Genomic DNA, 12221 nt, shown 5'->3' on the forward strand with positions numbered 1-12221 from the left:
TATTCGAACAAGGGCTCGTTGACCGTGCGCTTTCAGTAGTCAGTCAGTTTTCCGGCAGGCAGGCTCTGCGGCAGAAAATCGGGCTGTATCTAAAGAAAGACGAACAGAGCGCTCTGCTGATTCTCGATGAATATAGAAGGAAATTTCCGCAGGATCTGGAAATGCTCCTGCTATTTGGAAAATTGAGCTGGAAGTTCAGAAAGGATGAAAAGGCGATTGATTGCCTGGAGCAGGTGATCACAGGTACCGAGGCGGAAGGTCTGAAGATTGAAGCCATCTACCAGAGAGCCCTGATCCTGTTTCAGATGATACGATATAAGGAAGCCAAGCGCGAAGTAGACACTCTGGTCAACCGGGGATCCGATGACGTACGTTTTTTAAAGCTGTCCGCAGCCCTTAATTTCAAATTCGCCGATTATGAAGGCGTAATCAGGATCCTCAACCGGATCTCCGAAGAAGAGACCGGTTATGAGGAACACCTGCTGCTCGCCAGAGCCTATAAAAATTCCGGGAAGCTTGAGCTGGCTGAGTCAGTGCTGCAGAGGGTACTCAACGAAGGCGGGGGACACTGGGAATTGTTGCGGGAACTGGCTCAGATTTTCGATGACTCCGGAGATTACGGACATGCCAGGGAATATTACCTGAGGCTTTACCGTGAAAAGGAAGATCTGGATTCAATCAGGGCTCTGGTAAGGGTATACCTGAAATGTCATGAATTTGAAAGAGCGATCGAACTGATCGAGCGGGAGAAACTTGAGGAATTCTACAATGAACTCGACAAATGCTATTTCCATCTGGGGAACTTCGAACGAATCAAGGATTTCCAGGCTCTGCCTGTCTCAGTTGAAAACGCGAAGGAATACACTTTATCAGGAAATTATCTCTTTCTGGAAGAGAAAGAAGGAAAGTATCAAGTCTGCAGATTCAAGCTCGGCATTCTGCTGGACCAGTTACAGCTTGGCAAAGATGAAGAAGAGAGGCTGACAGAATATATCTGTGAAGCCGACAAAGCGGTCTCTGGAAATTGCCCTGCGCTTTCTGCACTTACCGGGTTACCTGAAATAAACCTGAGAAAGATCCGGGAAAAACTTTTCCCGCATTTAGACAAAGGTGAATTGGAGCTGTTTCTGAGTCAACTTTTTCCTGACTGCCAGTCCCCAGGCAGAATCTTTAAATTTTTCGGACAATTCTCCCCTGAAACCCGTGGATTTTTTTATCATTGCGGACTGCTCCCAGATCAATTGCGTCCGATTTTACCCGGGAGTTCAGGATTTTCCGCAGGCACAGTGCTCCCGGAAATTCGCGCGGCCGGGGAGAGTTTTTTAAAAGACGCTGAATGGAGGGACAAGCAGCATTCTCCAAGCATGGATTGCTTCGTTCTGTCGGAGCGCAGCTTCAGCCTGCTCTACAGGAAATTCCTCCCGACTTCCAGGGTAAGCTTTGATTCAGTCTATCAAACCAGGTCACTGGAATTCATCTGCGAATACCTATGCGGCCAGCAGTTCGATCCTGACTGGGCTGTTGTCTTCTTTTACACTGCTTTCACGAATCTTCCCTATCAACTTTGCCCCCATAGATACTGGGAAAAAGCAGCCATACTCTGCGGGGAATCTTTGAGTGGAAAAGGAGTGATCTTCCAGACAGCAGCACATGCCAGGCGAGAAGCTTTGGCCTTTGATGTGGAAGAGTTGATTTACGACGATCTGTCAGGGCCTGAGCTTGATCTGACTGCGCTCCTGGATTTCATTTCCCAGTTCGGGAATGCCTTGCCCTGGATCTCTTCCAGAAAAGCAGCCAGGATCGGACGGGAAATCCGGAAGCTGCATCTGCAGGTACAGCAATTACGCCTTTCACTGAGGCTTCCGCCACAGATTGTGGTAGGGAAAGAACACACTGCTGATGCCAATTTTCGACTACTTTTCAACCGGATTTCAAACATCAGGGGTCATTTCCAGGATCTCGCTCTGGAAAAGGTAAATACCGGATGGGAAGAGATCCTGTGGCTGAGATTCAAAAAATGGCAGGAACGCCTAAATGCATTTACTGAAAATCTGGTGTCCTGGACTGAAGATTTTCTGACAATCTATTCCCGCGAGGATCTCCTGGAAATGCACTTTGTACATAACACCCTGCCTGACAGGAAATACAATGTTTTCAGGGAAATGGACCGTGATTTTCTTGATCGAAAAGCCAGACCTTTTGAAATATCATTTACTGAACAGGCGGCTCCAGGATGTCATTTTTCCGTTCGCCCAGAGGGATACATGGAATACAATGATTATCGGCTCCCGCCGGTTTCATCTCTGGTGATCGATGACCCCTCGGCTTTTCCGGTCAGGTTTGAAACCAGGCTGCTGCTGTCTTTTGACCGCAACCTGACCCAGAGGCAGCAGCAGGATTTTGCAGTCTGGAGTTTTCTCGGAAAGCAGAAGGATCTGCATCCATCACTTTCCCTGAGCGACAGGAGCGGTTTCTTTTCCGGCGAGGAGAGCACTGCAAGTCTGGAAGAGGGGAAGATTAACCCCAAGCTCTGTGAAAACCGGCGCAGGCTTTATTTTCCCGGGCAGTCCTGGAGCACTGAGACGGTCCAGGAGATCCTGTCAGGCGGAGACATGCTGATCGGAGGCATAGACCGGGTCGAACTGTTTCCTTTCAGGGAGAATGGTGGAAGAAGCCTCTTGATAGCCCCGGATCTGCCGCTCTATCGCGAGCTGATCAGAAAATACCGGCTGATGCTGGATTTTTCTTCAGTGATCCTTGAAAAAGGTGTCCCTGAGAGCGAGCTGGAACTGATTAAAACAGCTACTATCGTCGTCCTGGATCCTGAGTTATTGAGTGACAGCCGGACATTTTTAAAGATATCCTCCCTGGACTGGAGCAGGGTCGTAATCACTGACGCCGATACTCTGCTCTTTTATGATTCCGCTTTTTCCCTGAAGTATCTTCTGCAGCTAGCAGGTTTGAAATCTCTGACATATTCTCAACTCTTGTTTTTTTTAACCAGAACTGATGAATTCTCAAAAGAACAGATCATCAGGGAATTTCCTGCAGAGGGTTTGATTTGCGGACCGACCGTCAACTCCCGGGTCCCTGCGGCAAGGGGTCCTGCACCGACATTTCGCAAAATCGATTTCTGGAAGAAGTATCTCGAACTGAGTGGTAATCCGGCGCTCAGCAGGGACAGCATTTTTTGCTATTTCCTGATCAAATTGCGCCTGGCTGAAGTTATTCTTGAAGGAGATGATTACAGGATATTCTGGAAGAAAACACCCCGGAATCCGGGGGAAATTCCGGAGGAACTTTTTCTGTCCCTCCGCCTGCTTGGAAAGGGCACATTAAAAGTGACGGAGAAATGTCCTTACGAAGGCGGAATACTGCTGGTCAGCGGTCCCCCTGGTTCCGGCAAGACGACCTTTCTCAGGAAAGCCTTTTCCACACTCCAGTCGTTGAAGATGCTGGATTCCCCTGATCTGATTTTAATCAAAGACCCGCTGCTTCCGGAATTCGATGGAGAGCGGTCCGGATACTTAGGTTTTAAGGATTTCATCCGATACATTAGTAAAATGTGCGGTTCTGAAGCTACCAGTCCCTTCGAGCTTTACGAATGGATCGGTAATGAAGAAAAAATCGAACTGTTCCAAGCGGGAGAATACATGGTGATTGACAATGCTGAGCTGATGGGAAAGAAACAGTTCGAATTCTTGGCGAAGTGGGCAGGATTCTATGGGAATCTGGCGCTGGCTTCAGACAGTTCGGCTGCGGGTGCGATCAGTTCGTGGCTTACCGAATCAGGCTTTTCGTATTCCAAGGTCGAGCTTCCGGTATCCAACACCCTGGCTCCAAATGTGGCTCTGCTGTATAAGAGGTTTACTGGATCAGAGCTCGGACAAACCAGGGGTAGGAGCATCAAAATAGAAATTATCAGGCTGAACGAGCCTGAAATAAATTCAAAAAACATCGGGGAACTGGGGCGGGATGGCGCTGTAGTCTGCAGCTATCACGGGAATTTCGGCGATACCCAGGGAAGCGGCAGAATTTACCACGCTGAAGAGCTTAGAGGCTATTACTTCGAAGTGGTCGCCGTATTATGCGAGCAACGGGATTTCAGCAGGGAATTCATGGCAACTCAAGAATTCTGGCTGCCGTATATCTCTGCCCGCAAACGGATCAGGGTCTTCTGCTTCAATCATTCTGACGAAGCCCAATCCTGCCTAAAAGAGATGGAGGAGTGTCTTGAGCGAAAGTACGCTTGATCCCCGAGAACTATTTGTCCGGTATAAGGAAAAGAACGACCCAAAGGTCAAGGAAGAAATCATCAAACGCTATGCGCCGCTGGTGAAGTTCGTGGCCATGAGGATGGCTATGAATCTGCCCCCCAGCGTGGACGTCAACGACCTGATCAGCTACGGCATTTTCGGGCTGCTGGACGCCATCGACAAGTTTTCGCTTGAATTCAACGTGAAATTTGAGACATACGCAAAAAAGAGGATCAGAGGTTCAATTCTGGATGCCATCCGCAAGCTGGACTGGGCTCCGCGCCTGGTAAGAAGCAGGGCCAGGCTCCTCGATAGAACCGTCAATGAACTGGAGCGAAAGCTGGGGCGTACTCCCAAGGATGAAGAAGTGGCAAAGGAAATGGGTGTGGCTGTCGAGGAAATCCAGGAATTTCTAAATGAATCCAGGAAGAGCCTGATACTTTCTCTCGAAGAATTCGCCTATGAATCAGACGGCGATGCCCAGGGGTCCAGCGACAGACTGAAGTTTTTTGTGGACACCAGGAATGCGGGTCCTGAAGAAGAGGCTTACCGCAGGGAAGTCAAGAGCCTGATCCTGGCCGAGCTAGAAAAATTGACTCCCCAGGAAAAGCTGGTGGTATCACTGTATTATTTCAAGGAACTGACTTTGAAAGAAATTGCCAAGATCATGAATCTGTCGGAAGGCCGCATTTCACAGATGCACACTCAGGCGATCCTGAAGCTCAGAGCCAGACTGGCTGAAAACAGGAAGGATTTAATGGATAACTAGATGAACTCCGGCCTGAAATTACATGGATGATTTTGTGTTCGAAGTGAACAATCTGATCGTGAGGTTGCGAGACCTTAACGACAGATTAAAGACCGACAATCCCGGGGAAGAACTTCTGTTCAACTGTCCTGCGGACTCCCTGCGGCTCTGGAAATCGCTTGAGAAGGGTGTATGCGAGTATCTGTCTGAAAACGGTAAAGAGGTATCTGCCGGGGAAATTATTTATGTTCTGTCTGCATTTTTGAACTGGCACCTGGAAAAAGTCCTGAAAGAATATTATAATAAACTAGAATAAACTGCTGAGGAATAGGCATGCCTTTTGGGAAATATCATCCGCTTTTTCTGGAAGAACTTTTCATCGTCCATTTATATGGATCAGACGATGAAGTCGCTCTTTTTTACAGGCTGATGGACGACCGAGACAATCCCAACAATATCGTGGTGATGGCCACTCTGCTTGAAGACATCAAACGCAAGAATCTTACAAAGATGAACTGGTTCTGTTGCACCCGCTGCCAGAATTTTGAAATGTGCCGCATCAACTGGTACCGCGGAGAGCGCAATCTGGAACGGAACTGCTGCACTTACTGCCAGATTTACGAGGAATGCTACAAGAAATTCCTGCCGATCAGGAAAGACCATGAGCTCCCGGCAGGACCTGCAGGCAATTCAAGTGAAAAGTAACCTCTTCATCCCCGAAAAATTCGACTATGTCCGTAGAAACAAGCGCCCTGCCGTCCGCTGCATTCTCTGTGCTTATGAAAACAAGGACAGCATTGTGGAGCTTCTGGATGTCCACGAGGGGAAGAGCCTTCAGGTAGCGTGCAATCTGTATCCTTACAATCCAGGCCATATCATGATTTTTCCCAAGCGGCACCTGACCGATGTCCGCGAACTTTCAGCCTCGGAATGGGATGAACTGATCATGCTCCAGAAAAAAAGCATGGACATTTTGGATCGGATTTACAGTCCCAAAGGTTTTAACCTCGGTTTCAATGTCGGCGAGGCCTCAGGCGCCAGCATCGAGCATCTGCATCTTCATATTGTGCCCAGATACAAAAATGAACTTGGTTTTATCGACATCCTGGCAGGAGCCAAGATCTATGTGGAAGGTCCGCAGGTGACCAGAGACAGGCTCAGGGAAGAGTTCAGGAAGCTCAAATTATAATCATTCCACCTTGGGTGCTCTGTAATTCGGGGCTTCCTTGGTAATCACTACTCCATGAGGATGCGATTCAGTCAGTGAAGCCTGAGTGATCTGGATTAATTCCGCTTTTTTCCGGAACTGGTCGAGATCGGCCGAACCGCAGTAGCCCATCGTGCTCCTGAGACCGCCGGTAAACTGGCCGAGGATTTCAGTGACTGACCCTACATACGGGATCATGCCTTCGATTCCTTCAGGCACCAGCTTCTGAACAGGAGTGTCACCCTGGAAATAGCGTTCGCGGCTGCCTGCGCCTGACTGCATGGCACCAAGCGAGCCCATTCCACGGTAGAGCACGAACTTGCGTCCGTTGTAGATTATTTTTTCACCAGGGCTTTCGTCTGTCCCGGCTAAAGCTTTCCCCATCATCACTGAATCTGCTCCGCAGGCTAAAGCTTTGGGGACATCGCCTGAATATTTGATGCCTCCGTCAGCGATGACAGGGACTTTTGATTTGCGGGCGATGCAGGCTGCCTCGTAAATCGCAGTCAGTTGTGGAACTCCTACTCCAGTGACGATCCTGGTGGTGCAGATCGACCCGGGTCCGACTCCCACCTTGAGTGCGTCGGCACCCGCCCTGATCAGATCGGCAGCGGCTTCGCCTGTAGCGATATTTCCGGCAATCACTTCGATCCGGGGATACTTTTTTTTCAGGTCCCTCACAAAATCGACTACCCTGTGGCTGTGCCCGTGCGCGGTATCCACTGCCACGCAGTCACAACCTGTCTCGTGAAGGGCAAGCACCCTTTCCCAGTCGTAGGGTGAAACCGCAGCGCCCACGCGCAGGCGGTGGAATTTGTCTCTCAGCACCATCGGCGTTTTATTCTCGATGATATTTTTGACGTCTGTAAAACTGTATAATCCGCAGAGTTTTCCACCCTTATCGCAGAGTGGAAGTTTTCCGATCTTTTCCCGCTTGAAAATTTCATAGGCTGTCCTGATGTCTGTCTTGGGAGGTGCGGTGATCAGCCTGGGCGACATCACATCCCGGATTTTCAAATTCTTTTTCTCAGACAGAAATTTCAGGTCGTGCCCTGTGATGATCCCTTTGAGGTTTCCGTTCCTGTCAATGATCGGGAAGCCTGAAAAGCCGTAATTATTTTCCCTGATCGCAGAGAGGACTTCTTCCAGGCTCTGGTCATCAAAGAATGTCACCGGATTTTCAATCAGGCCGTTCAGATACTGTTTGACTTTTAGAACCTGGGCTGTCTGGGACTTGATATCCAGATTCTTGTGGATGATGCCGATGCCTCCGTGCAGAGCAAGAGCGATCGCCATCCTGCTCTCTGTGACAGTGTCCATGGCCGCAGAGATGAAAGGGATGTTGAGCGAAATGTTGCGGGTAAGCCGGGTGGTCAGGTCTGCCTCTATCGGCAGGACTTGGGATTTCTGCGGCACCAGCAGCACATCATCAAAAGTCAGCCCGTAATTCGTGAGTTTTTTGAAAAACCCGCTGATTTTACTTTCCATCGATTTTCTTAAGCTCCTCTTCGATTTTTTCCACCGGATGATTACCGAGCAGCACCTGTTTTCCACTGCGGTCGATCAACAGCACTGCAGGGATCGCATTTACATTGAACTGCCTGAAAACTGCGCCGTCAGGATCGTTTACGCATTCTACTGTGATGCCTCTGGCGGCGAAAGCATCAGAAATTTTCTGAGCCGATTCCGCATTTGAGACTGCGATAAAACGGGTGTGAGGAAATTGTGATTGAATTTTGGATAATTGCGGCAGTTCCTCCATGCAGGATGGACACCAGGTGGCGAAAAACAGGAAGGCCAGGTTTTTCTGCCCGATGCTCCTGTACAAATTGAACTGATTGCCGGAATTGTCATAAAAGGGAAGAGTGAAATCTGCCATTTCAGGTTTGATGCTCTCTGGAAGGGCCGGTCCGGGCTCTGCAGTTGTGGCCGTCTGTGCCTGAACCTCGGCTGATTCAACAGACGAGATCTGAACTTTCACTGGAATTGGTGACTGAGTTACGCTGAAAAAGTTCTTTCCTCCTGACCTGACGAGATAATATTCACCCATCAGAAGCAGGAGTATCCCGAAGAATGCCTTGACTGCCAGCATCCATCTGCCGGCTCTGGGAATGGATGAGAGGAAACCGGCGAATGTGCCTGCCAGCATCAAAAGCAGGCTCAGTCCGATGGAGAAGGAAAAGAGCAGCAGCGTGCCATAGATGATGTTCTGATTCCGCGCCACATAAGTGAGGAGCACAGCCAGGACCGGGGCTGTGCAGGCTGATGCGGTCAGAGCGGAGAGGGCACCTGTTCCAAAGGCCAGCAGAAAGGCATTGCGGCTTTTAATGTTGCCCTTGACCAGGTTGAAGTTGATTTCAAAAAGGCCGAAAAATGACAGCGCGAAGATGATACAGACATTGGCCATCAGAAAGTCTCCCCAGGCTGAACTGGCCCAGGTGCCGAACATGGTTCCTGAGACTGCGGCGAAAGCGCCGAGCCCGGCATAGATAAAAGCAATCCCCAGCGTATAGACAAGTGAATAAAGGAAGGCCAGCCTGCGGTTGCCTCTACTCAGGCCGCCGATGAAAGCGATCGTCACTGGTATCAGAGGATAGATGCAGGGAGTCAGGCTCGTCAGCAGGCCGCCTGCAAAGGCGATCAGAAATGCCAGGGGAGAGGAGCTGGAAAGACTTTGCTGCAGTGAGTCCGAGAGATTCATTGTCACCTCAATCGTCCGATAGTTTCAAAACTCTGGTAAAGGCCTCGTTCGGAATCGAAACGCTGCCCATGGCTTTCATTTTTTTCTTGCCTTCCTTCTGCTTCTCCAGCAGTTTTCTTTTTCTGGTGATGTCGCCTCCGTAACATTTGGCCAGCACATTCTTGCGCATGGCTCTGATTGTCTCGCGGGCGATGATTTTCCCGCCGATGGCGGCCTGCAGCGGGATCGTGAACATGTGAGACGGAATCACTTCCTTGAGCCGCTCCACCAGGATCCTGCCCCGGTCGTAAGCCCGCTCCCTGGTGCAGATCTGGGAAAAGGCGTCCACCTGGTCGCCGTTGACCAGGATGTCCACGCGCACCAGTTCGGCGCTCTGATAGCCTGAAAGTTCGTATTCCATCGAAGCGTAGCCGCTGCTCCGGGATTTGAGCTTGTCGTAGAAATCAATGATCAGCTCTGAAAGCGGGACCACAGCGCTGAGCTCCACCCTTTCGCGTCCGCCGATGTAATGCATGTTCTTGAAAGTTCCTCTCTTCTGCTTGAGCAGTTCCATCATGCCGCCCACGAATTTCTCAGGCGTATAGATTTTCAAGTCTGCGACCGGTTCCTCCATCTGTTTGATTGACGAGGGATCCGGAAGTTTCAGCGGATTGTCGATTTCCAGGACTTTATCGTCCATCCCTGTAATGCGGTAGATCACGCTGGGGATGGTGCTGATCAGGTCCAGCCCGTATTCCCTTTTCAGACGCTCCACCACGATTTCAAGGTGCAGGAGTCCCAGAAAACCACAGCGGAAGCCGGCTCCCAGGGCTGCGGAAGTTTCAGGTTCAAAAACAAAAGCCGCGTCATTGAGCTGATATTTCTCGATGTTTTCGCGTAAAGCCTGATATTCTTCATTTTCCGAGGGATACAGACCGCAGAACACCATGGGCTTCAGCACTCTGTAACCCGGGATTTTTTCGCCAGCCGGCTTCAGCGCACTGGTGATTGTGTCGCCGACCATGGCTTCCGCCACAGTCCTGATATTTGCCATCACATAACCCACATCGCCGGATGTCAGGATCTGGGTAGGCTTATAAGTAGGATTGAAAATTCCGATTTCACTGACTTCGAAAACATTCCCGCCCTGCATGAAAAGGATCTTTTCTCCGGTTCTGATCGAACCCTGCTGGACCCTGATATAGGTGATGACTCCTCTGTAGTTATCATACTGGGCGTCAAAAACCAGGGCTTTCAAAGGTTGTTCCCGATCTCCGCACGGAGCCGGTATCCGTTTGATCAATTCTTCCAGTACAGCATCCACGTTCTGGCCGGTCTTCGCAGAAATCAGAACTGCTCCTTCCCCGTCCAGACCGATGATTTCTTCCAGTTCCCGCTTGCAGCGCTCTATATCTGCAGAGGGCAGGTCGATCTTGTTGATCACAGGTATTATTTCGAGATTGTGTTCGATCGCCAGATAGGCGTTGGCGAGAGTCTGCGCTTCCACGCCCTGGGAGGCGTCCACCACGAGCAGCGCTCCTTCGCAGGATGCGATGGCCCGGGAAACTTCATAGGTGAAGTCCACATGCCCTGGCGTGTCAATCATGTTCAGCTTATAGGTTTCACCGGATTTTGCCTTGTAAAACATCGTGACTGCGCTGGCCTTGATTGTGATGCCTTTTTCACGTTCCAGATCCATGCTGTCAAGATACTGGGCGCGCTGTTCGCGTTCAGGTACAGTGTTGGTGATCTCCAGCAGCCTGTCCGCAAGCGTGGACTTGCCGTGGTCGATATGGGCGATTATGCAGAAATTTCTAGTCTTTTCCATCTGTTCCTCTTTTCCGGGGAGAACTGGCATCATTATAATGAATCGGGGGCAGTTTGCCAATAGATTATAAACGTTTTAATGCAATCGTTTGTTCACTGCAAGAGGTTGGTAGGTTAGTATGTTTATAGGTTAGTATGTATGAAAAATGTTCCCTATTCTTACAACATACCAACTTCATGGATTTACGAATCGGCTGGATTAAGTTTTATCTGGCAACATCACGGCTCGAATGTCAGGTTTTCCAGATTGTGGTAAAAATTGCCCTGATGCGCTGTGAATTTCAGCACGCAGTAGTCAGGGTCATCAATTCCCAGCGGATAATATTTTTCAAAGCCGTTCCGCCAGACCAGCTCGCGCGATTTCCTGTCATTCAGGATGGAAACTGTGCCTGTAAGCATCAGGCCTTTCCAGGTCGGCTGGTCCAGAAAATAGACGGAAGCCTTAGGATTAGTTTTAAACTGGGAGACACGTTTGGATGAGGTGTTGGTGGAAAACCAGAATTCCCGGAGTCCTTCATTTTTCATTTTCAGCATGGCTTTGATGTTTGGGAAGCCCTGGTCGTCAACGCTGCCGAGCAGGGCGATCTGGGATTTTTCGATCATCTGCAGGGAGTCCTGCATTGCCTTGTCTTTTTTCAATTTATCCTCCAGATACTTTTATACTTAATATAATTTTACAGATTCAGAATTATTTTGCAAGGAAAAATTACTTTACTGATTTTGACAAAATCAGGTTCATGCAATAGATTCTACTGAAATCAAGAGTACGCAAACAAAAGGGAGCTTCAATGTCCAGAGCCGCCATCCTCGGTGCCAAAAATAGTGGCAAAACCACGATTTTCAAAATCATTACAGGGATCAGAGAAGTGAAGGCTGATGCGCAGGTGCTGGGCGAGATGAAAATCTCGGACCGCAGGCTGGCCAAGCTTTCAGATATGCACAATCCCAAAAAAACCACCTATGCCACGATCGCAGTCAGCGATTTCCGGAACGACGGTAACCAGGCTTTTGCTTTCACTCCTCAGGAACTGGTGAAGTGCGAGCTGCTGGTTTTCGTGCTGCGGCTGTTTGAAGACCAGTCGATTTATTATCCGTTCGGTGACAAAATCGATCCGGCCCGAGAATACCAGGAACTGCTGTCTGAGATTTCCTTCAAGGATCTGGAAATACTGGATAAACGCTGCGAAAAGATCAAATTGAGCATGAAATGCGCAAAAAAAAATGAGCGCGAAGTAATGGATGCTGAAACAGCTCTCTGCGAAAGATTGAAAAAACAGCTCGAAGAAGGCGTGGATATCAGGAAAACAGAATTCACGGAGCAGGAACAGGGTTTTATTTATTATTACAACCTGATTTCATTGAAAAAACGCCTGCTGGTTCTGAACAAGAATGACGCCACTCCGGCAGGACTCGAAAATCAGACGTTAGAGATGCTCAGGAAAGGCGAAACCAATATCCTGGTCTTTGACGGAAAACTGGAGCTGGAGATGTCCGAACTTCCCT

10 protein-coding genes are annotated in these 12221 nt (G+C 49.3%); 6 read left to right on the forward strand and 4 right to left on the reverse strand.

Annotated elements, in window-relative coordinates; genetic code table 11:
• The 5 genes from PHW04_18270 to PHW04_18290 form a co-directional block, all read left to right on the forward strand.
• Positions 1-4253: hypothetical protein (locus PHW04_18270; GenBank protein ID MDD2717837.1), on the forward strand; the 4253-nt coding region annotated here is incomplete at its 5' end.
• Positions 4234-5025 carry a FliA/WhiG family RNA polymerase sigma factor gene (locus tag PHW04_18275; protein ID MDD2717838.1) on the forward strand — a complete coding sequence of 264 codons (792 nt, stop codon included), beginning with the start codon at positions 4234-4236 and terminating at the stop codon, positions 5023-5025. The genes PHW04_18270 and PHW04_18275, both read left to right, overlap by 20 nt.
• A gap of 22 nt (positions 5026-5047) precedes the next feature.
• The gene (locus PHW04_18280) at positions 5048-5320 is read left to right on the forward strand and encodes a hypothetical protein (protein MDD2717839.1); all 273 of its coding nucleotides are present in this window, start codon (positions 5048-5050) and stop codon (positions 5318-5320) included.
• A 17-nt stretch (positions 5321-5337) separates the two neighbouring features.
• Entirely contained in the window at positions 5338-5709 is a 372-nt protein-coding gene (locus tag PHW04_18285; GenBank protein MDD2717840.1) for a hypothetical protein, read from the forward strand.
• A complete protein-coding gene (locus PHW04_18290) occupies positions 5699-6193 on the forward strand; it encodes an HIT domain-containing protein (GenBank protein ID MDD2717841.1) in 495 nt (164 codons plus the stop codon). The genes PHW04_18285 and PHW04_18290 overlap by 11 nt, the downstream gene beginning before the upstream one ends.
• Here PHW04_18290 and guaB read toward each other — a convergent pair whose 3' ends face one another.
• The 4 genes from guaB to PHW04_18310 all read right to left on the reverse strand — a co-directional run bounded on the left by guaB (position 6194) and on the right by PHW04_18310 (position 11339).
• Positions 6194-7699 carry an IMP dehydrogenase gene (gene guaB, locus PHW04_18295; protein ID MDD2717842.1) on the reverse strand — a complete coding sequence of 502 codons (1506 nt, stop codon included), beginning with the start codon at positions 7697-7699 and terminating at the stop codon, positions 6194-6196.
• Complete coding sequence (locus PHW04_18300; GenBank protein MDD2717843.1) at positions 7689-8912, reverse strand: cytochrome c biogenesis protein CcdA; 1224 nt, start codon at positions 8910-8912, stop codon at positions 7689-7691. The genes guaB and PHW04_18300 overlap by 11 nt, the downstream gene beginning before the upstream one ends.
• A 7-nt stretch (positions 8913-8919) precedes the next feature.
• Positions 8920-10719, reverse strand: coding sequence for a translation elongation factor 4 (gene lepA / locus PHW04_18305; GenBank protein MDD2717844.1), 1800 nt, complete (start codon positions 10717-10719; stop codon positions 8920-8922).
• 218 nt (positions 10720-10937) lie between these two features.
• The gene (locus tag PHW04_18310) at positions 10938-11339 is read right to left on the reverse strand and encodes a pyridoxamine 5'-phosphate oxidase family protein (GenBank protein ID MDD2717845.1); all 402 of its coding nucleotides are present in this window, start codon (positions 11337-11339) and stop codon (positions 10938-10940) included.
• Between the two features lie 167 nt (positions 11340-11506).
• Here PHW04_18310 and PHW04_18315 point away from each other — a divergent pair.
• Positions 11507-12221 (forward strand): hypothetical protein (locus tag PHW04_18315; protein ID MDD2717846.1); only part of this gene is annotated, 715 nt, incomplete at its 3' end.

Source organism: Candidatus Wallbacteria bacterium (assembly GCA_028687545.1).
GTDB lineage: Bacteria > Muiribacteriota > JAQTZZ01 > JAQTZZ01 > JAQTZZ01 > JAQTZZ01.

What these genes read in the sequence shown, in the direction of transcription:
- PHW04_18280 (MDD2717839.1), top strand. Translation starts at nt 5,048, where the DNA reads ATGGATGATTTTGTGTTCGAAGTGAACAATCTGATCGTGAGGTTGCGA.
- PHW04_18285 (MDD2717840.1), top strand. Translation starts at nt 5,338, where the DNA reads ATGCCTTTTGGGAAATATCATCCGCTTTTTCTGGAAGAACTTTTCATC.
- guaB (MDD2717842.1), bottom strand. Translation starts at nt 7,699, where the DNA reads ATGGAAAGTAAAATCAGCGGGTTTTTCAAAAAACTCACGAATTACGGG.
- PHW04_18300 (MDD2717843.1), bottom strand. Translation starts at nt 8,912, where the DNA reads ATGAATCTCTCGGACTCACTGCAGCAAAGTCTTTCCAGCTCCTCTCCC.
- lepA (MDD2717844.1), bottom strand. Translation starts at nt 10,719, where the DNA reads ATGGAAAAGACTAGAAATTTCTGCATAATCGCCCATATCGACCACGGC.
- PHW04_18310 (MDD2717845.1), bottom strand. Translation starts at nt 11,339, where the DNA reads ATGCAGGACTCCCTGCAGATGATCGAAAAATCCCAGATCGCCCTGCTC.